Raw genomic sequence first — 19,212 nt, 5'->3', positions numbered from 1 at the left:
TCCTCCTTTAACGTAAACGTGGTGAGCACAACAAACCTAGTTCGACACGCGTCGAATACGGGTTCACCATGCCCAATACTCCGATTGCCGGAATATACGACATTATTAGTGTAACACTTAATATATCCTTTGTGGTTGCACGGGACGGGTGACGCCTGTCAGACGCCCTGAACAGGCCGTAATTTCAAATTCTTTGCGAATCCTCAGGAATCGCATCATCGGGCCCGCAAAAGCCAACCGCTCCACACGCAATGCAGGCAGGTCAGGGAGCAAAGACACAATCTTCAGTAACCCTGCCTGCCTACTCTTCTCCATGAGAGTGATCAGGGCCCCCACCCTGGGGCGGGCGCATGAACTGGTGGTGAAGATGATCCTGGAAAAAGGATACGTGCTCGATACCGAGGACGGCGAGGCGACGGTGGAGTTCGAGGAGACGGCGATCACCGTCGAGGATCCCTTCACCGAACCGATGGCGAGCGGGCACTCGCGTTTTCAGCGCCGGTTCCTGGACTCCTATGCCAACGCCCTTCTCCACGGGTCCGACGCGGTCTTCGAGTACGACTATCACAGCCGTCTCTGCGACTGGGGGCAGGGCCTGGCGAAGGAGGGAGCCGACGTCCATGCCGACCAGATCGGGTACATCATACAGAAACTCAGGGAGGCCCCGGAGAGCAGGCGTGCCGTCGCCGTCACCTGGAACCCGCCGGTGGACGAGGAGCTGCATGACTGCCCCTGCCTCCAGTTGATCCAGTGCGTGGTGCGGGACGGAAAACTCCTGATGAAGGTGGTCTTCAGGAGCAACGACATGCTCTCCGCGGCCGGGGCGAATATGTTCGCGCTCGCGCACCTCCAGAAGATGATCGCGGACGCACTCGGCCTCCCCTGCGGGGCCTACACCCACATCTCCCTGGTGCCGCACATCTACTTCGTCAGGGACAGCAACGACATCACTCCGTTCTGCAATAAAGGCACGGAAATATCTCCGATACCCGAGGTCTGCCGGGCCTGCGGGAAGTGCCCCCGGGCACGGTCGGTCTGAACCAGACCGTCACCTTTTTCTATCCCGAAGAAAAACAGAATAAGGCGCATAGCCCGGTAGTGTAGCGGTCAATCATGGGGGACTCTGGATCCCCCGACAGCAGTTCGAATCTGCTCCGGGCTACTCCTTTTTGAAAACACTCATCCCTGAGCGGATGCCATGATCAGGCATGGAAAGGCCGTACCGCATCGGCGCCGGGGTGCGCTCCGACGATCTAAAGACATTCTCCGCGCTCGCCGCGATGTACAGGGAGGGGCGGATCGATCATGTGCAGGTCCAGATGATCCCCGGGGACGGGGCGGTGTTCAGGCGCGACATTGAGAGGATCGCAGATGCTGGCGTCCCTATCGTCATCCACGCCCCGCACCACGGCCACGGGGTGAACCCCTGCGCACCGGCGGCCTACGACGACAGACCTCCCGCGGAGATCGAGAGGTGGACGGAGGAGGCCCTTGGCCTGACAGCAGAGGCGGCGGATGTCACCGGCGCCAGACACATCGTCCTCCACGCGGGGCGACACCTGCCGGGCAGGAGGGAGGAGGCGGAGGAGACCTTCGCCGCCTTCCTCGACTGTCACTTCGACCCGCGGTTCATCCTCGAAAACCTCCCCGCGGTCTATGCGGGCTACCCCCTCCTCGGAAACACGGGGGAAGAACTCCGTGCCCTTGCCGGCGGCAGGGTCAGGGGGTTCTGCCTGGACTTCGCCCACCTCTTCTGCACGGCAAACTTCCTCGGCGCACCCTATGCCGACCTCCTCGCCCCCTTCGACAACCTTCCTCTCCGTCTCTTTCACCTCTCGAACAGCAGGAAGGGATCGGTCACCGACGAGCACCTCCCCATCAACCACCCCGAAGGCGGACTGGACTTCGCCACCGTCATCCCCTTCATCTCGGCGCACCCGGCGGTCGAGACAAGTCTCGAATACAAGGAGAACGACCCGCGGCTCTATGCGGAGCAGGTGCCTGTCTTCGACGCACTGTTCCAGAAGTACCGGCCGTGAAATATCGATCAGAAAAAGGCTCTGGAAAGACCCTCATGCTCGGGCTGATGTACTCCCCTATCCTGGAGTTCAGTGGCTGCGAACGAAGTGAGGTCAGGAAGGCCGTTAGGTCTTCGCTGTAGTCCCCCGGCACAGGCACTGCAGACCAGAGAATCTCCAGAGTTCTCTTCGTGAAGTGATCACTCGACGCGAGGGTTTCTAAAAAGCCAGAAAATAGAAAAAACCAATCCTCCTCATGCCAGGAAGGCCGCGAGCACTCCCGAGAGGAAGACGCCGTCAAAGGTGCCGGCGCCGCCAATGCTCACCATGGGTGCGCCCAGTTCGCCGAGGCGGCCGAGGTTGAGGAGGTCGGCGCCGAGGAGGGTGCCGAGGGTACCCGAGATATAGGCGATGACCGGGGCGGCGATCACCGCCGCCTCGGGACTCCCGGCAAAACCGGCAAGGACGAGGGCCGTCACGAGCGCGGCAAGGGGCGGGACGAAGAAGGGAGTGGCGATACCAAGGCCGGGGACGGGGCGGGCCACATGGTGCGTGACGGCGGTGACGACCGCTACCCCGATCAGGGCGAGGATGAGGACCGTGTAGCCCCCTGAGACGACCACCGACTCGTACAGCAGGTACAGTGAGATCAGGAGGGGGATCAGGGCCCCGCCGACATTGATGGCGACGACCGTCTCCGGCGCCACCTCGGGGATGCGGTAGACCCAGCCGTAGAAGGGGCTGAACTCCTTCTCCATCCGCACCGGCCCGCCCTGCACCTTCGTCACCGGGATATTGACGAGACTGCCGACAAGGGTGAGGAGGAGGAGCAGGATGACGGTGCCTGGCGGGAAACCGAGTTTTGCGAATGCCGAACCGATGAGGCTCAGGAAAAGGAGGGGGATCAGCAGCAGCAGGGCGACGACGAGAAACGCCACCATGAGGATGCTGAAGGGGTTGAAGAGGTATCTGCCCATGAAGAAGAGAAGGGGGAGATCTTATTTGATGGCTTCGCAGACGATCGCCGCGTGGTCGCGGTGGTAGGGTTCGAGCCAGAGCACCTCCCTCACGCGCATCCCGCCCTCCTCGAGGGCGCTGACCGCCTCGTCGGCGACGTCCTGCGGGCTCTTTCTGATGTCCACGCTCCTCGTCTTGAGCATCAGCATCAGGGTGCCGCCCTCCCTGAGCAGGGGGACGTTCCGCAGGGCGATCGCCACCTGGTCGGGCTGGGCGACGTCCTGGTACAGGAGGTCGGTCTCCTCGATGATGCCGGCATAGAGTTCTGGCCGACCGGCGTCGGCCATGATCGGGACGATGTTCCGCCGGTGGCGGCAGACCTCGATGAGGTCCTGCATCGGCCGCGGCGCGAACTCCACCGCATAGACCACCTCGACATAGTCGGCGACATGGGAGACGGTGGTGCCGTTCGCCGCACCGAGATAGAGCACCCGCATCTCCGGGGCAAGATCCATCTCCCCGCCGAGGAGGGCATAGGCCGCAAGCTTCGAGCGGTACGGGTCCCAGACGCGGTAGCCGTCGATCATCCTCTCGCCATAGACCCCGCCCTCACCGGGCGAGACAAGGACGCCGCCGATACGGATCATGGGCTCACCCCTGCGGCGTCGATCCGCTTCTGCGCCTCTTCGACAAACGCCGGGTCGAGTTCGCCCCTGAAGTAGTCGATGCGCGCGCCAATCGCAAGTTTCGCCGCAAGCACCCGCGCCACCCGGCCCCGCACCTCTTTCGGGGCATTGTGCACCCGACGGTGCTGGAAGATGACGCCGTGCTTCGGGGAAGGGGCGCTGCCGCGGATATGGGAGAAGATGGCGGTCCGCGCCCCCAGCACCTGGATGGTCGCCGCGGGCATCCGGGCAAGAGGGGAGAGGCCGCCGGCCTCGGCCATGAGCCGCGCCGCCACGAGGCCGCCGACGAGGGCACTCGTGTTCGGGAGGACGGCGTCGGCACGCCGGGAGACCTCGCGCATCAGGCGGTTCCGCAGTTCACCGAGGTTCTCGATCTCGCCCCCGACCATTCTCAGGGCAGGTGAGGGACTCCTCTGTATCCGCCCGGCAAGGGCCTTGCCGCCCCTTTTGTACTTCCTGGTGAAAGCCGGGTCGAGAACGGCCTGCCAGTCGACGGCCCGCTCAAGCAGGAGGTTTGCGACATGATCGATCTCGTCGAGGGTCCTGACCATCTGGAGGAGTTCGACGTCCTTGCCGGAGAGTTCTGTCGCCACCCGCGCCCGCGCCCGCTCCATGCATCCTGCCTGCAGGACGGCGATATAGTCGGCACGATCCCTGACCGCGCCGCAGGCCTGCGCCTGTCTCCAGTCGGGCCTCCCGAATTCTGACCCGAACGTCTCTATTCGCCGGGCAAGGGCTGCGGGGCCGGCCTCAGCAGGGCGACAGACGCCCCCTTCGACGTCCCCAAACCAGTAGCGCTCCATCAGATATGGATGGGGATGCAGGGAGCATTAACATATGGCGCACCGCCCAGATCATACAGGCTGAATTCACCATGATCATAGAAGGTATCCTCTTTCTCGTCGGCATCGCCCTCCTCGTCAAGGGTGCGGACTTCTTTGTCGGCGGGGGGAGCGGACTTGCGGCGCGTTTCGGGGTCTCGGCGGCGACGGTCGGGTTTACAGTCATCGCCTTCGGCACCTCTCTCCCCGAGTTCGTGGTGAGCGTGAACGCCGTCGCCGCCGACGACGCCGGGATCGCCCTCGGGAACGTCCTCGGGAGCAACATCGCCAATATCGCCCTTGTCCTTGCACTCTGCGCCTTCATCAGGCCGCAACTTGTCGGCAGAAACGGCGACGGCCACAACTCCACCCTCTGGGAGACAGGTCTGATGCTCGCGGCGACGGCGGTCTTCGTCCTCTTCGCCCTGCGGGGCACACTCGATCTTCTCGCCGGCGCCGGGATGCTGATCGCATTCGCCGTCATCCTCGCCCTCCTCTGGCGGCACGGGAAGGGAGAGGAGGCGTCCGGGGTCGAGAGCCACGGGAACAGGGACGTGCTCCTCACCATCGCAGGACTTGCCGCCGTCATCATCGGCGCCCAGTTCGTCGTCAACGGGGCGGTGGCGATCGCCGGCGCGCTCGGCGTCCCGACCCTCGTGATCGGGCTCTCGATCGTGGCGGTGGGCACCTCCCTGCCCGAACTCGCGACCTCCCTCATGGCGATCGTCAGGGGCGAGGGCGGCATCTCGGTCGGGAACATCCTCGGGAGCAACATCTTCAACCTCCTCTTCGTGATGGGCATCGGCGCCCTCATCAGACCGGTGCCGATCGGCAACCTCTCCGACACCCTGATCACCGCCGCATTCGCCCTCGCCGTCGTCCCCCTCTTCATGGGAGGCGATCGGTTCACGCGGGCGTGGTCGCTCCTCCTCATCGCCGCTTATGCGGGCTATATGGCCCTGATCTTCGGGATCGTGTGAGGGCGCCGGGGGTCGAGGGCCCGGAAGGTGAAGATCTAAGGGAATGAGTGGTTCTCCGCCAGAATTCTCCGGACTGAAGAGGTGGTGAGAATCGCTCACTCTCCACAGGGGGGTGACTTTTTGACGCCGCAGTGAGAGAGCCCGGATTGACCGCCTTCCCCACAATCTGAACCAGGGGTTTCACCCCCGGACCCCCACTTAGGATTGGCTCCGGGAAGACAGACAGGCAATCCCAGGAAGGGCGACAACCATCCCGCCCCTATCCTGAACGGGGGTCTGGGGGCGATTCCCCCAGAACAGGCACCTGAACAGGATTTTTACAGCGTTGATTGAATGTGGGTTATTCCATCGACATGGAAAACTTCCTGAGTAGTTCTGGGATAGCCTCCTGATTTTTTGGGACGACCGAAATGAGGTCGAGATGACCCCTACAGCACCGCCATCCCGAGGGACGAGAGGAACACCGGGACCATCACCGCCCCCATGCAGAAGACCCGGCGGACCTCGACGAGGGTCGGCACGATGCCGACAAGGGTGGCAGCGGCGAGGACGAAGAGACCAAAGGGGCCGCAGAGGAGGAAGGAAAGGAAGGTGACGAAGAGGATCACGGCGGCGTTCAGGGGGCGCAGGGGGACGCGGGAGAAGACGCCCGCCGTGCCGGAGAAGAGAACGGTGGCGGCATAGGCAAGAGCGGCGGCGAGGGCAGCGACAGAGAGCAAGGCGGTGAAGGGTGGGGTGTCGAGGGTGTCGAGCGCCACCATGACGCCGTTTCTCGTCCGCCCGACAGCATAGAGGGCGGCGAGGCCGAGGAAGGCGTTCGCCGTGTTGGCGGCGCTTGTGGCGACGATGTAGCCCAGCCTGTCCTCGCCGTAGTCGATGGCCGAGGCGAGGACGGCGTTCGCGGTGGCGTTCGAGAGGCCGGGGAGCCAGCCGACGACGGCGCCGGCGAGAGACCCGGCACACGAGCACCTGAAGAGTTCTCTTCCGTCAGGATAGGTGACCGCAGCCGACTGCGGGGGCATCCTCCCACCGGAGGCAGAGAGAAGGACGGAGACTCCGAAAAGACCGGACAGGAGAGGCATCAGGACACCGGTGCCGCCGTTCCAGGCGAGGAAGGAGTACCTGAAAGTGAAGAGGCCGAGGAAACCGGAGACGAGAAAGACCCCTGCCGCCCATTCGGGAGACTCGGAGAAGACGACGAGGTAGCAGGCGACCGCGAGGAGGAGTACCCCGATCCAGAGGTCGATGAAGGACTGGAAAGCGGGGAGGAGAGTGAGAAAGAGGAAGGAGAAGGGCAGGGCCCAGACGACGGCGGCAGCGCTCCCGAGGGCAGAGAGGCGCACCGCCTCCCTGCCTCTCCCCTCCAGGCAGAGCGCATGGGCGGGGAGGACCATCACCGCCGTGTCGGCGTCGGGCACACCGAGAAAAGTCGAGGGGACGCAGTCCAGGAAGGTGTGGGTGACGAGGGCGGCGACAAGGGCCGCGGCCAGCACGGGAGTGCCGAGGCTCGCCACGAGGATCGGGGAGAGGGAGAGGAGAAGCCCTGCCATCGTGTTGACGTGCACGCCCGGTACCAGGCCGCTGACCGTGCCGAGGGCGACGCCGAGGAGGGTGCCGGCGACGAGGGCCGCTATCACACCCGAGATTCTGAAACCGCCCCATATATATCATCCGGCCGGGTGGGGAAACCGTCATATCCCACCCGCACCGAACAATTGCACAATGTTGATTGCGATCACCCGTCTTGCTGAGAAGGCGGGAAGGGACGCCGCCCTCTGCGCCCAATACGGGCATACCTGCTACACGGTCTCGCCCCTGCGGGCCGAACTCCTGGAGGAGAACATCGACCGGTTCGTGGCCGAAGCAAATGCCGGGAAATTCGACGCCATCTTCTTCACGAGCGCCCTGCCCGCCGAGGTCATCGCCCCGCGTCTGGGCCCTGACACCGGCGCACGCATCGTCGCCATCGGGCCCCAGACGGCACGGACGCTGAGGGCCTGCGGCCTCGAACCCGAGACCCTCCCCTCCTATTATTCGGCCGACTTCGCGCCCTATCTCGGGGACTGGCTGAAGGGCAGGAAGGTCGGCATCCCGCGGGCGGCGGTGCCGAACCCCGACCTTCTTCAGGCGATCAGGGATCTGGGAGGAGAGGCCTGTGAGTGCCCGGCCTACACCCTCGTCCCGACCGGGGAGGACCTCGACACGGCGCGTGCCGACGTCGTCCTCTTCACGAGCGCATCGTCCTTCACCAAGGCGCACTGGACACGGAGGGCAGGGCAGATCGTCGCCGCCATCGGCACGGTCACCGCGGCCGCGATGGAAAAGGCAGGCGGCGTGCCAGACGTCGTCGGGGACGGGTCCCTTGTCGGGACTCTCGACGCCCTGAACAGGAGGGAGGGAGAGGACCATGCCTGAACACCGGGTGCCAGGCGTCCCGCAGGCAGGACTCATCGCCGTGGACAAGCCGCGGGGTCCGTCGAGTCACCAGGTCGCCGCATGGGTGGGGGAGATGCTTGGCGTGCCTGTCGGCCATGCCGGCACCCTCGACCCCATGGTCACCGGCGTCCTCGTCGTCATGATCGGTCCTGCCGTCCGCCTCGCCCCGGTCCTCCTGAAGGAGCGGAAGGAGTACGTCTGCCTGATGCGCCTCCACGGGGACGCACGCAGGGAGGAGATCGAAGAGACAGCGCGGGAGTTCGTCGGTCGGATCTACCAGAGACCGCCCCGCCGGAGCGCGGTGAAGCGGAACCTCCGGATCAGGCGGATCTATGAACTGGAGATACTGGACGTGGACGGACGTCTCGTCCTCTTCAGGGTGGTCTGCGACGCGGGCACCTATATCAGGTCGCTCTGTCACCACCTCGGCCTCGCCCTCGGCGTCGGGGCCCACATGCAGGAACTCCGCCGGACCCGCTCAGGGAGTGTCGGCGAGAACGACACCCACACCCTCCACGAGGTCAGGGACGCCGTCGTCGCCGCACGGGCGGGCGACACCGCGCCCCTTACAGCCATCATTCTCCCGCCGATCCAGGGCATCGGCGACCTCCCGCGGATCGTCGTGCGGGAGACAGCGATCGATGCCCTCTGCCACGGCGCAGCGCTCGCGGGGGTCGGGGTCCTCTCGCGGACGAAGTACCAGAAGGGCGACCTTTTGGCCGTGCTCTCGGAGAAGGACGAACTCATCTGCCTCGGCGAAGCGCTCACCGATTCTTCGGCCTATGAGCCAGGGAAGACCGGACTTGTGCTCGCCCCGCGGGCGGTGATGATGGCCGCCGGCACCTATCCGCGGGCCTGGACGACGCACCCCCGCGGGCCGACCGAATAGATAGGATTAAAAAACGGGGGGGCCTATAGTATAAGGCGAGTGCTGAGGTAGTCTAGCGGTAGGGCGCGGGCCTGGAAAGCCCGTGAGGCGCAAGTCTCTCGGGAGTTCAAATCTCCCCCTCAGCGTCCTTATTTTTGTTCACATCTCTCTTAGACAATCCAACCCGTCAGGCGGTGTTTTATCTCGGCGATTTCTTGAGGGGTGAACGCCTGTGCGATTGCCTGGTAGTGGTTGAGGCCCGTCAGTTTGTCATGGCCTTGTCAGAGACATATGATCACCTGCGAGGAGACGAACTGGGAGTTTGGGAGGAGGACGAGGCCACCGTCAAGGTCCTGCAGGATCGTCGTCGTGAAGGAGACGTCCCGGACACGGCACAGACGGTTGTCGGCAATCCGCCGACGACCACCAACTCTTCAGGATAGGCCGGTTGATCGTGATCAGGACACCTGCAAGGACGGTCTGGATGATCTGGCTCGATGAGAAAGCAATGACGATGCCGAGGATGCCGAGGGATGTGGTGAAGGCCGTCAGGTCGAAGGCGAGGATATAACGGGCGTTCGCATAGATCCCGGCAAATATCACCCCGTACGGGAGGATAGCCAAGACCCACTTGGCGGTACTCCGCGAAACACGGCCTTCCAATCCCTGCCTGACAACAAGGTAGACAAAGTTCCCGAGGAAGAGTGAGGCGACGAAGGCAAAGATAAAGATCAGAAAAATATCGAGGGAAACTCCTCCGATAGAGATCAGATAACCCTCGGCCAGATATGGATCTGTTGAGACAGGAGGCATGAATCTCTTCTGATCTTAACCAACCGACAAACCAGGACGGCGCGTTTTCTATTGCGTCAGGGCCGCACCGATGATCTGTGCCGCCGCCTTCAGGGCTTCACGTTCATAGGCGGACCATTCCGCTTCCGAGAAGGGTGCTTCAAGGCCAAGAGAGCAGGATCGCCCGTCGACCGCCTGAAGAGGCAGAAGGATGCACGACCGTCTTTGACCGTCAGACCCACGGAACCTGAGGATACCGCCGCTGTCTGCGCCTTCTGACACTATAACAGGGTGACACGGCAGGGAAAATCCGTTGTTCACCCACGCATGCATCACCTTCCACGCATCACTCTCCTCACCCTGCCTCTCCAGGACATAGACCCCTTCTGCTCCTGCAGACATTCCGATCTCCGCAAGGGCGGCGTCGATCCCACCGAACGCACTGCGGTCCCGGAGGAGGAGAGCGGCGGCGCGGACCACCGCATCGAGGATGACGTCGCGACGCCTGAGGGCCGACGCCATCTGTTTGCTCAGACTGATGTCGCGCACAATGGCCTGCCCTATACCCCGCTCTGGACAGGTACTCTGAGATGTGATCTCGACGTCGATCACCTGCCCGTCAGACCTGACCCACTGCGTCCTGAAGGTTCCCTTCCCCTTCTTGGCAACCATCTGCATGGCTCTTCTTCCTCTTTCCACGATCCCATCGGCTGCAAAGTCTGTCACTCTTCTCCCGACAAGAGCTTCGGGGGGATAACCGAGCAAATCGCATGTCGCACGGTTGACCTTCAGGATCACTCCCTCATCTGTCCTGACGATGATCGCGTCCTTCGAATGCTCGAATATGTGCCTGTACTGCCTTTCACTCTCCTGAAGGGCGGCCGAGGCCTCTTCTCTCCCGGTGACGTCGCGTATGATGGTGATACTGTGCCAGGCGCCGCGGTACTGCACAGGGGAGAGGGTACACTCGGCAACAAAGACCTCTCCCCCTTTTCTGACGGCCCGACCGGTGAACCGGCGCCCAAAGAGGATCCGCCGGATCGCCCCCTTCATCCTGAACTCGCCGAGGGCATCACGAATATCCTTGTGGGTCTTTTCTGGCAGGAAGTACTGATAAAAAGGGCGGCCCGCGATCTCGTCGAAACGGTACCCAAAGATCTCTTCTGCCGCCCGGTTCCAGAGGACGACCCGTCCTTCGTCGTCCGTCATCATGATCCCTTCGTGAGCATTCTCGACGACGCTGCGGAAACGCTCGTCGCTCTCCCTGAGAGCATCCTCGGCACGCCTGCGCCCGACGGCATGGCGGATCTTGGAGACCAGTTCGGTGAACTGCGCGACAGGGTCCCCTCCTTTCTGGATGTAGAAATCGGCGCCGCAGTTCAGTGCCTCAATGACGACCTGTTCCCGCCCCTTGCCGGTAAAGAGAATGAAGGGGAGGTCAGGATGCCCTGCCCGGACTGTCCGCAGGAGTTCGATGCCATTCATGGAGGGCATCTGGTAGTCGGAGACGACCGCGTCATAGGGAGAGGCGCCAAGCAGGCCCAGCGCTTCTTCGGCCGATGCAACCGGCGTCACGAGGAAGTCCTTCTCATCTTCCAGAAAGGCACAGGCCAGATTGAGGAGGAAGGGTTCGTCGTCGACAAGGAGGATCTGGATCATGGGGGTATGGAAGGATAGAATATCGAGTGTCTATAAAAACATGACTATTCAACCCTGCGTCGGACCGACCCCCAACTCTTTCCCTTCCTGAATGGCATGGGATGCATGGGCATCAGAGTCGGACTGCCTGAGGGGAGGACAGAGCATGAACTCGCCCGCACTATCGCGGCTCTTGCAAACAGCGGCGGCGGGGAGGTAGTGCTCCGCGGCGATCCCGAAAGAGCGGCACAAGAGATCGCGGAGGCGGTCGAGACGGTCGTGCCGGTACCGGTCGTGCGGACAGGACCGATAGACGCGGCCGGAAGAATGGTCAGGCGGAGTCTTGTCATCAGGCCGCCCGAAATTGTGGCCAGGGCGGGAAAGGAGGGCGTCGTCCTCACGGTCACGCCCGGAGACTCCCTCTGCACCGTCGGGGGAACGGCCTATGCCTTCGAAGAGGGGGAAGTCAGGCCCCTTTCCATCGCGGAGGTGGTGAAAAGGCTGGGTTCGGGGGGGTGACGGCCGACGATATGCATAATAGGCGAGGACTCAGAGGAGAATATGTGTCTACACGATCCGGAACCATATGCAGGGAGCGCATCCTCGCCCTGACAGACAGGGAGGCCCACGCCCTCCTCGGTCTGTACAGGGAATTTCACGCCTCCCCTGAACTCTCCGGAGCGGAGGAGGAGACGGCCGGGAGACTTGCCGGGGCGCTGGAAGCCGCTGGCTGCACCGTCACCCGCGGTATCGGGGGCCACGGCCTCGTCGGGGTGCTTGAAAACGGCGACGGGCCGGTGGTGATGCTCAGGGCCGATATGGACGCCCTCCCCATCCAGGAGGAGACAGGCCTCCCATACGCCAGCAAGCGGCCTGGCGTCATGCATGCCTGCGGCCACGACCTGCACATGACGTCTCTCGTCGGGGCGGCCCGCATCCTTGTGTCCTGCCGGGAGTGCTGGAAGGGGACCGTCCTCTTCGTCGGCCAACCCGCGGAGGAGATCGTCGCCGGGGCGAAAAGGATGATCGCCGACGGCCTTTTCGAGAGGTTCCCGAAACCTGAGTGTGCGGTCGCCGTCCATGCGGGCCCTGACATCGGTGTCGGCCGGGTCGGGACGCGGGCAGGCATCCTCTCGGCCGGCGGGGAGTCGATCGACCTCCTTGTCCGGGGCGTCGGGGGCCATGCCGCCCATCCCGACCGGACCCGCGACCCCGTCGTCCTCATGGCAGAGACAGTGCTCGCCCTCCAGACCATACGGAGCCGCGAGATCGACCCGAACGACTTCTTCGTCCTCTCTATCGGTGCTGTCCACGGCGGGATAAAGCACAACGCGATCCCTGACGAGGTGGCCCTGAAGGTGAACCTCAGGTACCACCGCCGTCGAGTGCGCGACCAGGGCCTTGCCGCTGTCAGGAGGAGCGCGGAGGGAACGGCGCTGGCCGCCGGCGTGCCGACGGAGAGGATGCCGGTTGTCACGGTGATCGACGAGTCGGTCCCGCCCCTCGTCACCGACGCCGCCCTCACCGGAAAGTGCGGTGCCGGGATAGAGGAGTGCCTCGGGGCCGGTGCTGTCATCGAGATCCCGCCCCTCTCGGGAAGCGAGGACTTCGCCGTCTTCGGGGAGGTCGGCATTCCCCTCGCCTACTACAGGATCGGGACAAAGGGCAAGGAGAGCGGGGACGCGTACCTCCATTCCTCGCACTTTGCCCCGGACGCCATACCTGCGATCAGGACAGGGACCGTCGTCCTTGCCGCGTCGGTCGTCGCATGCGCACGGCGCCCCTGATCCCCACCCCCCAATCCCAAGGAGACGATGCCTGTGTTCGAGATTGACCCCTGGATTTTTTCCACCGTCCTGCTGCCCGTCCTCATCTTCTTTGCGAGGATCGCCGACGTCACCCTCGGGACGATGCGGATCATCTTTGTCGCCCGCGGCATGAAGATCGTTGCCCCGGTTCTCGGTTTTTTCGAGATCCTTATCTGGCTCACGGCCATCGGGCAGATCTTCGCGAACCTCACCAACTATGTCAACTACATCGCCTATGCTGCGGGTTTTGCCGCAGGCAACTACATCGGGATCCTGGTCGAGGAGAAGATCGCGATGGGGCTTGCGGTCATCAGGATCATCACCCAGAGGGATGCCACCGCCCTCATCGGCACCCTGCGGTCCGCGGGGTACGGGGTGACCGTGATGGAGGCGCAGGGGAAAGCCGGGCCGGGGAAGGTCATCTTCACCGTGGTGCGGCGGCGGAATATCCCGGACGTGATCGCAAAGGTGAGCGCGTACTCCCCGAAGGCCTTCTACTCGGTCGAAGACGTGCGGTACGCCGCGGAAGGGACTTTCCCGCAGGTGCGGGACAGGAAGACCGAGCTCAGGCTCTTCAAGTACTTCCGCAAGGGGAAGTGAGAAAGACTATTCTGGATGCGGGCCCACCCGGGCCCATGCCATCGGTGACATGGTTCGAGATCCCTGCCGACGACACGGGCAGGGCGAAGGCATTTTATCGCGACCTCTTCGGCTGGGAGACCACGCCTTTCCCTGTCCCCTTCAAGGACGATTTCTGGATGGTCTCGGCAGGCGGGGGGATCGGGGGCGACCTCTTCGGCCGCGAGTACGAGGGACAGCAGATGATGCTCTACATCGATGTCCCCTCCATTGAGGAATGCCTTGAGCGGGTGACGGCGCTCGGCGGCCGGGTAGTCGCCGGGAAGACCCCGGTGCCGGGGATGGGGTACCTCGCGGTCTGCGAGGACACGGAGAAGAACCGCTTCGGCCTATGGGAGAACGCGTCGTGATCAGAGGGGGGCCGCAAGGGCGAGGTCCGCGAGGAGGACGAAGACCGCAAGGGCGGCAAGGTTCCTCCCGGCCGCGGCCACCGCGGCAGCACGACCGACCGGAGGCCTGAGGCAGGCGGCCGCCGCCATCGCAACGGGAAGGAGTGAGGCGAGGGCGGGAGGCGGCGCCGTATAGTACCAGCCGACGAGGTTGCCGGCAAGGACGAAGGGGAGGAAGGACAGGGGCGCAGGAAAGAGGAGGACATAGAAGAGGGCGAGAAGGAGGGAAGACCCGATGAGGACGAGGGCGATCTGCCGCGCCGCCGGGGCGAGGTCGGGCCTCTCCAGGAGGACGCCGCTCCCGCCCGAGATCCGGGTCCGCACACCCGCCCGGTCGGCCGCACGGTCGAAGTAGTCGTTGCTGTACGAGACAGAGAGTTGCCCGGCCGCGAGGATGGTCCAGCCGAAGAGGAGGCGGACGGGGAGAGAAACATCTATCAGGAGTGGCGTGCTCATCACGGATCGGAGAGAGACGTGAGAGCGTTTGCACGGCCGCGGGTGGTCGTGAGCAGGTGCCTTGGCTTCGACCACTGCCGCTGGAACGGGGACATGATCACGAGCGAGGTCGTACAGATGATCACGCCCCATGTGGACTTTCTCCCGGTCTGCGCGGAGGTCGAGATCGGGCTTGGCGTGCCGAGAAAGCCGGTGCGGTTTGTCGAGGGGGAGAACGGCACCCACCTTGTCCAGCACGAGACAGGGCTCGATGTCACCGGCAGGATGGAGACGTTCGCCGCGTCTTTTGCCGGCACCCTCCGCGAGATCGACGGTTTTCTCCTCAAGTCCCGCTCCCCCTCCTGCGGGATCAGGGACGTGAAGGTCTACCGTCAGGGCGGGACAGGGGACACGGTGGGGAAGACGGCCGGGGCCTTTGCCGCGGCCATGGCCGACCGCTTCCCCAACCTTCCTGCCGAGGACGAGGGAAGGTTGCGAAACAGGCGGATCAGGGAGCATTTCCTCACGCGCCTCTTCACCCTGGCGGCATTCAGGGAGGTACAGGCAGGCGGCGACCTGCGGGAACTTGCCGCGTTCCACACCCGGAACAAACTTCTCCTGATGGCCTACAGCCAGAAAGAGATGCGAGAGCTGGGGAGGGTCGTCGCAAATCCGGAGAAAAAAACATTTCCCGGGGTCGCGGGGGAGTACGGCGACCACCTGAACGCCGCTCTATCGCGAGCGCCCCGTTACACCGCAAACATCAACGTCCTCCTCCATGCCCTGGGCCGCTTCAAGGCAGGGATCTCCCCTGCGGAGAAGACCTTCTTCCTCGACACCCTGGAGCAGTACCGCCAGAACCGGGTCACCATCTGCCCGAACCTGATGATCCTCAGGGGCTGGATCGTGCGGTTCGATGACGACTACCTGCGGGAGCAGACTTTCTTCTCCCCCTTCCCCGCCGAACTGATGGGGGTATCACAGGACCTCTCCCACAGCCAGAGGGACTACTGGGAAAAATGACGAGAATTGGGATCGCACTGGCCTGTCTGGTCGTCCTTGCCGCAGCGACGGCCGCGGCCTGCTGCCTCGGCACGCCGGACGGCAGTCTCCCCGAACCGGTGTCGTTCAGGGCCGAGGCAATCCATACAGGCGGGGCGCCCGACGAGGCCGTCTTCCTCTACTATCCTGACAGCGCCGAACCTGCCCCCTACTTTGCCACCTTCGAGATCAGGCAGGGCGGGACGGTGGCCGTCGCCGTAGCCGGCAGGGTCTACGAGGAGATCTCCGCGGACAACCCGATCGAACTCCCGGCTGTGCCGGCAGAACCCGGCGTCACGGTGATTGCACGGACAGACATCATCGACAGGTACGGGAGAACCGTCCACAGCAGCGAGACCGCCCTCACCCCCGGACTCGTTCATACCACCGGATAGCCCGCCTCTCTCCACGCCGTGATCCCGCCCTCCATATTGTAGACCTCCGCGAAACCGTCCTTCACCATCATCTCCGCGGTCCGGGCGCTCCTGTTGCCGAGACGGCAGTAGACAAGATAGGTCTTCCCGCGGTCGAGGGCCGAGATCTCGCGGGAAAACGAATCGTTGCGATAGTTGATAGTCACCGCCCCCTCGATATGCCCGGCCGCGACCTCCCCTGGCGTCCTGACGTCGAGGACGACAAAGGCGGGGTCGCCTTCATGGTCGGCGATCAGGGCGCGGGCCTCCTCCACATTCACATTCTTCACCTCAGATCCCTCGCCGGCGAGGGCCACCTGAGGGAGGTCCCCCATCACCAGTTTCCCGCTGCCGACGAGTCCCGCGACCAGTGCCACGAGGAGAAGGGCACAGCAGACGGCGGCCAGCATCATCTTCGCCATGCACAGATCTCGTCCCTCCAGAAAAAGATGGTGCCTGATCAGGCAGACTCTGTCCTTTCGAAGAACCAGGCGCCGAGGGCGAGGAGAACCAGGACGAAGGCAAAAAGGGCGGCGGCGTCAAAGAGAGGGGAGAAAGACGAGACGCCGGTCAGCACGCCCCGCAGGCCGTCCACCCCGTAGGTGAGGGGGTCGGCATAGGCGAGGGGCAGAAGCCATGCCGGGAGGTTTTCGATAGGGAAGAGGGCGCCCGAGAGGAAGAAGATCGGGAAGACGACGAAATTCATGATGAGGGAAAAGCCGTGGATGTCCTTCATGTTCGAGGCGAAGATCAGGCCGAGGGAGATGAAGGCGGCGGCGATGAGGAGCATGAATGCGACCGCCGCAAGGAAAGGGAGGACGCCGGGAAAGGGAAAACCCATCGGGACCGCAAGGAGGAGGATGAGCACACCCTGAATGAGGGAGGTCGTCGCCCCGCCCGCGATCCGCCCCAGAACGATCGCCGTCCTGCTGACAGGCGCCACCATGATCTCCTTGAGGAACCCGAACTCCCTGTCCCAGAGGACCGAGATCCCGGCAAAGGTCGAGGAGAAGAGGATCGTCATGCCAAGGATGCCGGGCACGAGATAGGTGACGTAGTCGATGCCCGCGGGTATGCCGGGGACGCTGCTTGTCTGGAATCCGAACCCGAGGAAGGCAAGGAAGAAGATAGGCATGCCGAGAGTCCCGACGACCCGCGACTTCGCCCTGAAGAAGCGGATCATCTCCCTCTGCCAGAGAACGGCGATCGCGGTGAGATCCCTCATGCACCCTCCCTGATCGACCGCCCTGTCACCTGGATGAAGACGTCCTCCAGGCTCGGTTTTCTCAGGTTCACCGCGGTGACCACGACCCCGGCAGCCTCGGCGGCGGCGATGAGAGCAGGGATATGCCGCTCGCCCTGCTTGACGGTGAGGGTGATGGCGCCGCCCGTCACTCCTGTCTGGTTGACCCAGGGAAGGCCGGCAAGGGATCTCAGGAGAGGTTCAGCGTCCCCTTCGATCGAGAGGCCGATCGCATCGCCGCCAAGCGCCTCCTTCAGTTTTTCCGGAGTGTCGAGGACGGCGATGCGGCCGCGGTCGATGATCGCCACCCTGTCGCAGAGGTGGTCGGCCTCCTCCATATAATGGGTCGTCAGGATCACCGTCACCCCCCGCTCATGGTTGAGGGCCCTGATATACTCCCAGATGTGCCGCCGCGTCTGGGCGTCGAGCCCGAGGGTCGGTTCGTCCAGGAAGAGGACGCGGGGGTGCTGGATGAGGCCGCGGGCGATCTCCAACCGGCGCTTCATCCCACCCGAGTATTCGGCGACCAGGGCGTCGGCCCGGTCGGAGAGTTCCACCAAGTCGAGGACCGCCCGGATCCGCTCTTCCCTCTCGGCGCGGCCGATCCCGTACATCCGGGCATGGAAGTCGAGGTTCTCCCTGCCGGTGAGGTTGGTGTCCAGCGCCGGTTCCTGGAAGACGACGCCGATCTGCTCCCTGACCCGGTCCCGTGACCTGACGATGTCGGCACCCGCCACCTCCGCAGTGCCCTCTGTCGGGGTGAGGAGGGTGGTGAGCATGCTGATCGTCGTGGTCTTCCCCGCGCCGTTCGGCCCGAGGAGCCCGAAGATCTCCCCGTCCGTCACCTCGAAGGAGATATGGTCCACGGCGACGAGGCTGCCGAAGACTTTTGTCAGCCCTTCGACCCTGATGGCAGGCATGAGTGAGATCTCGTCCTCACGCATTCAAAACCTTTGGGATGGGGAAGGGGTTTTATGGCTTGACCGGAGAGTAGGCCTGAGGATCATGGCCGCAGTTCCTGCAAGTGTCTTTGTCCCCTTTCTCTCGACAGAGACCCTCATCCTCCTTGTTGTCCTGATGGTCCCGATCCTCCTGCTGTACCTGTTCATCGTCGTCAGCGAGGAGGCGTTCGAACTCGCGGGGATGAAGGCGTCGCGGGCCCTGGTCATGACGGTCGGGGCGCTGATCGGGAGCCTGATCGACATCCCCTTCGCGGTCACCAACGGCGTGATCCTTGCCGTGAATGTCGGCGGGTGCATCATCCCCCTCCTCCTCTCGGCCGAGGTGATCGCACGGCAGAGGGTGCGGCCCGGTCCCGCGGCCCTCGCCGTGATCTTCGTCGCCCTCATCTCGTATTATTTTGCGACGCCGGTGCAGGGGGAGGGGATCCTGATGCCCTTTTATATCGCACCCCTTGCCGGGGCTTTTGCAGGCATCCTTCTCACCGGGGCGGACATCACCTCGCCGGGGACCGCGTATGTGGGTGGGGCGGCGGGCACCCTCCTCGGCGCCGACATCTTCCTCCTTGCGACGCCGGGGACGATCGAGACGATCTCGGGCGGTGAACCGACCGTCCTCTCCATCGGCGGGGCCGGGGTCTTCGACGGCATCTTCCTCACCGGCATCCTCGCGGTCTTCCTTGCGGCCCTGGTCGCCCGGCGGATCAGGCGGGTGAACTCGGGGCTGTAGGGGGATCAACGATTGCCCGGATCTATTCCTCATACTGAGGATGATATCTCCCTCGTGAACACAGGAGGGAGGCGCGGATCCACCGCCTTCCCCACAATCTAGACAGGGAGTTTCATCGAAAATCGGCTCTGTAGAAATCCTGTTCAGGAGTGCCTGTGCCGGGGGACTACGCCCCCGGACAATCGAAAACCTTCGGTCAACGTCAAATCAAAGATCTGCCAGAACAGGAAAATCGAAGATTTTCTCGTTCAGGCACATCTTTGATGTGCACTGAGACGAAGTCTTCGCTGTCCGAACGAAGTAAGGTCAAGAAACCGAAGGTTTCGTTGTAGTCCCCCGATTCGGATTTAGGGGAAGGC

The 19,212-nt window shown here is 63.7% G+C and carries 23 protein-coding genes and 2 tRNA genes; 14 read left to right on the top strand and 11 right to left on the bottom strand.

The window, feature by feature from the left end; all coding sequences use genetic code 11:
- Positions 1-313 precede the first annotated feature (313 nt).
- The 3 genes from BP869_RS11505 (at position 314) to BP869_RS11495 (ending at position 2,039) form a co-directional block, all read left to right on the top strand.
- Positions 314-1,039, top strand: a complete 726-nt coding sequence (locus BP869_RS11505) for a thymidylate synthase (RefSeq protein ID WP_342679806.1) — start codon at positions 314-316, stop codon at positions 1,037-1,039.
- A gap of 50 nt (positions 1,040-1,089) precedes the next feature.
- Positions 1,090-1,162: transfer RNA gene (locus BP869_RS11500), tRNA-Gln, on the top strand.
- Positions 1,163-1,208: 46 nt separating this feature from the next.
- Positions 1,209-2,039 (top strand): TIM barrel protein, encoded by an 831-nt coding sequence (locus BP869_RS11495; protein ID WP_342679805.1) that lies wholly within the window; start codon positions 1,209-1,211, stop codon positions 2,037-2,039.
- A 233-nt stretch (positions 2,040-2,272) separates the two neighbouring features.
- Here the strand turns inward: BP869_RS11495 and BP869_RS11490 are convergent, their stop codons facing one another.
- From BP869_RS11490 to BP869_RS11480, 3 genes are read right to left on the bottom strand one after another with little or no spacing between them, the layout of a single operon-like run.
- Positions 2,273-2,995 carry a DUF1614 domain-containing protein gene (locus BP869_RS11490; RefSeq protein WP_342679804.1) on the bottom strand — a complete coding sequence of 241 codons (723 nt, stop codon included), beginning with the start codon at positions 2,993-2,995 and terminating at the stop codon, positions 2,273-2,275.
- A gap of 21 nt (positions 2,996-3,016) precedes the next feature.
- A complete protein-coding gene (locus tag BP869_RS11485; RefSeq protein WP_342679803.1) occupies positions 3,017-3,622 on the bottom strand; it encodes a fibrillarin-like rRNA/tRNA 2'-O-methyltransferase in 606 nt (201 codons plus the stop codon).
- Positions 3,619-4,464: an RNA-processing protein gene (locus BP869_RS11480; protein ID WP_342679802.1), complete on the bottom strand. Its 846-nt coding sequence runs from the start codon at positions 4,462-4,464 to the stop codon at positions 3,619-3,621. Before BP869_RS11480 ends, BP869_RS11485 begins: the two co-directional genes overlap by 4 nt.
- 71 nt (positions 4,465-4,535) lie before the next feature.
- On the opposite strand from BP869_RS11480, the gene BP869_RS11475 reads away from it, so the two are divergent.
- Positions 4,536-5,462 (top strand): calcium/sodium antiporter, encoded by a 927-nt coding sequence (locus BP869_RS11475; protein WP_342679801.1) that lies wholly within the window; start codon positions 4,536-4,538, stop codon positions 5,460-5,462.
- A 428-nt stretch (positions 5,463-5,890) separates the two neighbouring features.
- Here the strand turns inward: BP869_RS11475 and BP869_RS11470 are convergent, their stop codons facing one another.
- The gene (locus tag BP869_RS11470) at positions 5,891-7,099 is read right to left on the bottom strand and encodes a tripartite tricarboxylate transporter permease (protein WP_342679799.1); all 1,209 of its coding nucleotides are present in this window, start codon (positions 7,097-7,099) and stop codon (positions 5,891-5,893) included.
- Between the two features lie 85 nt (positions 7,100-7,184).
- Between BP869_RS11470 and BP869_RS11465 the strand changes: the two genes are divergently transcribed.
- The 3 genes from BP869_RS11465 (at position 7,185) to BP869_RS11455 (ending at position 8,912) form a co-directional block, all read left to right on the top strand.
- On the top strand, positions 7,185-7,877 hold the full coding sequence (locus BP869_RS11465) for a uroporphyrinogen-III synthase (RefSeq protein ID WP_342679798.1): 693 nt from the start codon (positions 7,185-7,187) through the stop codon (positions 7,875-7,877).
- Positions 7,870-8,787, top strand: a complete 918-nt coding sequence (locus tag BP869_RS11460) for an RNA-guided pseudouridylation complex pseudouridine synthase subunit Cbf5 (RefSeq protein ID WP_342679797.1) — start codon at positions 7,870-7,872, stop codon at positions 8,785-8,787. The genes BP869_RS11465 and BP869_RS11460 overlap by 8 nt, the downstream gene beginning before the upstream one ends.
- A 41-nt stretch (positions 8,788-8,828) precedes the next feature.
- Positions 8,829-8,912 (top strand) — tRNA-Ser (locus tag BP869_RS11455).
- Between the two features lie 135 nt (positions 8,913-9,047).
- Here the strand turns inward: BP869_RS11455 and BP869_RS11450 are convergent.
- The 3 genes from BP869_RS11450 to BP869_RS11440 are packed head-to-tail and all read right to left on the bottom strand — an operon-like array spanning position 9,048 to position 11,217.
- Entirely contained in the window at positions 9,048-9,125 is a 78-nt protein-coding gene (locus tag BP869_RS11450) for a hypothetical protein (RefSeq protein ID WP_342679916.1), read from the bottom strand.
- Positions 9,112-9,579, bottom strand: coding sequence for a hypothetical protein (locus BP869_RS11445; RefSeq protein WP_342679796.1), 468 nt, complete (start codon positions 9,577-9,579; stop codon positions 9,112-9,114). Before BP869_RS11445 ends, BP869_RS11450 begins: the two co-directional genes overlap by 14 nt.
- A gap of 48 nt (positions 9,580-9,627) precedes the next feature.
- Positions 9,628-11,217, bottom strand: a complete 1,590-nt coding sequence (locus tag BP869_RS11440; protein ID WP_342679794.1) for a PAS domain S-box protein — start codon at positions 11,215-11,217, stop codon at positions 9,628-9,630.
- A 105-nt stretch (positions 11,218-11,322) separates the two neighbouring features.
- On the opposite strand from BP869_RS11440, the gene BP869_RS11435 reads away from it, so the two are divergent.
- From BP869_RS11435 to BP869_RS11420, 4 genes are read left to right on the top strand one after another with little or no spacing between them, the layout of a single operon-like run.
- Positions 11,323-11,715 carry a hypothetical protein gene (locus BP869_RS11435; RefSeq protein ID WP_342679792.1) on the top strand — a complete coding sequence of 131 codons (393 nt, stop codon included), beginning with the start codon at positions 11,323-11,325 and terminating at the stop codon, positions 11,713-11,715.
- 44 nt (positions 11,716-11,759) lie between these two features.
- A complete protein-coding gene (locus BP869_RS11430) occupies positions 11,760-12,983 on the top strand; it encodes an amidohydrolase (protein WP_342679790.1) in 1,224 nt (407 codons plus the stop codon).
- A gap of 33 nt (positions 12,984-13,016) precedes the next feature.
- Entirely contained in the window at positions 13,017-13,604 is a 588-nt protein-coding gene (locus tag BP869_RS11425; RefSeq protein WP_342679788.1) for a DUF2179 domain-containing protein, read from the top strand.
- A gap of 35 nt (positions 13,605-13,639) precedes the next feature.
- Positions 13,640-13,993, top strand: coding sequence for a VOC family protein (locus BP869_RS11420; protein ID WP_342679786.1), 354 nt, complete (start codon positions 13,640-13,642; stop codon positions 13,991-13,993).
- On the opposite strand, the gene BP869_RS11415 is transcribed toward BP869_RS11420, so the two are convergent.
- The gene (locus BP869_RS11415) at positions 13,994-14,488 is read right to left on the bottom strand and encodes a hypothetical protein (protein WP_342679784.1); all 495 of its coding nucleotides are present in this window, start codon (positions 14,486-14,488) and stop codon (positions 13,994-13,996) included.
- Between the two features lie 18 nt (positions 14,489-14,506).
- Here BP869_RS11415 and BP869_RS11410 point away from each other — a divergent pair, with 18 nt between their 5' ends.
- Both BP869_RS11410 and BP869_RS11405 read left to right on the top strand, forming a co-directional pair.
- Positions 14,507-15,490: a YbgA family protein gene (locus tag BP869_RS11410; RefSeq protein WP_342679782.1), complete on the top strand. Its 984-nt coding sequence runs from the start codon at positions 14,507-14,509 to the stop codon at positions 15,488-15,490.
- Complete coding sequence (locus BP869_RS11405; RefSeq protein ID WP_342679780.1) at positions 15,487-15,903, top strand: hypothetical protein; 417 nt, start codon at positions 15,487-15,489, stop codon at positions 15,901-15,903. The genes BP869_RS11410 and BP869_RS11405 overlap by 4 nt, the downstream gene beginning before the upstream one ends.
- On the opposite strand, the gene BP869_RS11400 is transcribed toward BP869_RS11405, so the two are convergent.
- From BP869_RS11400 to BP869_RS11390, 3 genes are read right to left on the bottom strand one after another with little or no spacing between them, the layout of a single operon-like run.
- Positions 15,888-16,343 (bottom strand): rhodanese-like domain-containing protein, encoded by a 456-nt coding sequence (locus BP869_RS11400; protein ID WP_342679778.1) that lies wholly within the window; start codon positions 16,341-16,343, stop codon positions 15,888-15,890. The two genes, BP869_RS11405 and BP869_RS11400, sit on opposite strands and share 16 nt — an antisense overlap.
- Before the next feature lie 38 nt (positions 16,344-16,381).
- A complete protein-coding gene (locus BP869_RS11395) occupies positions 16,382-17,146 on the bottom strand; it encodes an ABC transporter permease (protein WP_342679776.1) in 765 nt (254 codons plus the stop codon).
- Positions 17,143-18,108, bottom strand: coding sequence for an ATP-binding cassette domain-containing protein (locus BP869_RS11390; protein WP_342679774.1), 966 nt, complete (start codon positions 18,106-18,108; stop codon positions 17,143-17,145). Before BP869_RS11390 ends, BP869_RS11395 begins: the two co-directional genes overlap by 4 nt.
- A gap of 61 nt (positions 18,109-18,169) precedes the next feature.
- Between BP869_RS11390 and BP869_RS11385 the strand changes: the two genes are divergently transcribed.
- Positions 18,170-18,853, top strand: coding sequence for a DUF1614 domain-containing protein (locus BP869_RS11385; protein WP_342679772.1), 684 nt, complete (start codon positions 18,170-18,172; stop codon positions 18,851-18,853).
- Positions 18,854-19,212 lie beyond the last annotated feature (359 nt).

Origin of the sequence: Methanofollis sp. UBA420 (genome assembly GCF_002498315.1) — an archaeon.
Classification (GTDB): Archaea; Halobacteriota; Methanomicrobia; order Methanomicrobiales; family Methanofollaceae; genus Methanofollis.
Note: the sequence above shows the minus strand (reverse complement) of the source record. Positions and strands in the feature narration are given on the sequence as shown.

Bases quoted from the DNA above. Each gene is read 5' to 3' on its own strand.
- BP869_RS11440 (WP_342679794.1), bottom strand. From the start codon at position 11,217: ATGATCCAGATCCTCCTTGTCGACGACGAACCCTTCCTCCTCAATCTG.
- BP869_RS11495 (WP_342679805.1), top strand. From the start codon at position 1,209: ATGGAAAGGCCGTACCGCATCGGCGCCGGGGTGCGCTCCGACGATCTA.
- BP869_RS11405 (WP_342679780.1), top strand. From the start codon at position 15,487: ATGACGAGAATTGGGATCGCACTGGCCTGTCTGGTCGTCCTTGCCGCA.
- BP869_RS11475 (WP_342679801.1), top strand. From the start codon at position 4,536: ATGATCATAGAAGGTATCCTCTTTCTCGTCGGCATCGCCCTCCTCGTC.
- BP869_RS11420 (WP_342679786.1), top strand. From the start codon at position 13,640: ATGCCATCGGTGACATGGTTCGAGATCCCTGCCGACGACACGGGCAGG.
- BP869_RS11485 (WP_342679803.1), bottom strand. From the start codon at position 3,622: ATGATCCGTATCGGCGGCGTCCTTGTCTCGCCCGGTGAGGGCGGGGTC.
- BP869_RS11445 (WP_342679796.1), bottom strand. From the start codon at position 9,579: ATGCCTCCTGTCTCAACAGATCCATATCTGGCCGAGGGTTATCTGATC.
- BP869_RS11385 (WP_342679772.1), top strand. From the start codon at position 18,170: ATGGCCGCAGTTCCTGCAAGTGTCTTTGTCCCCTTTCTCTCGACAGAG.
- BP869_RS11400 (WP_342679778.1), bottom strand. From the start codon at position 16,343: ATGGCGAAGATGATGCTGGCCGCCGTCTGCTGTGCCCTTCTCCTCGTG.
- BP869_RS11490 (WP_342679804.1), bottom strand. From the start codon at position 2,995: ATGGGCAGATACCTCTTCAACCCCTTCAGCATCCTCATGGTGGCGTTT.
- BP869_RS11480 (WP_342679802.1), bottom strand. From the start codon at position 4,464: ATGGAGCGCTACTGGTTTGGGGACGTCGAAGGGGGCGTCTGTCGCCCT.
- BP869_RS11390 (WP_342679774.1), bottom strand. From the start codon at position 18,108: ATGCGTGAGGACGAGATCTCACTCATGCCTGCCATCAGGGTCGAAGGG.
- BP869_RS11460 (WP_342679797.1), top strand. From the start codon at position 7,870: ATGCCTGAACACCGGGTGCCAGGCGTCCCGCAGGCAGGACTCATCGCC.
- BP869_RS11465 (WP_342679798.1), top strand. From the start codon at position 7,185: ATGTTGATTGCGATCACCCGTCTTGCTGAGAAGGCGGGAAGGGACGCC.
- BP869_RS11395 (WP_342679776.1), bottom strand. From the start codon at position 17,146: ATGAGGGATCTCACCGCGATCGCCGTTCTCTGGCAGAGGGAGATGATC.
- BP869_RS11415 (WP_342679784.1), bottom strand. From the start codon at position 14,488: ATGAGCACGCCACTCCTGATAGATGTTTCTCTCCCCGTCCGCCTCCTC.
- BP869_RS11435 (WP_342679792.1), top strand. From the start codon at position 11,323: ATGGGCATCAGAGTCGGACTGCCTGAGGGGAGGACAGAGCATGAACTC.
- BP869_RS11505 (WP_342679806.1), top strand. From the start codon at position 314: ATGAGAGTGATCAGGGCCCCCACCCTGGGGCGGGCGCATGAACTGGTG.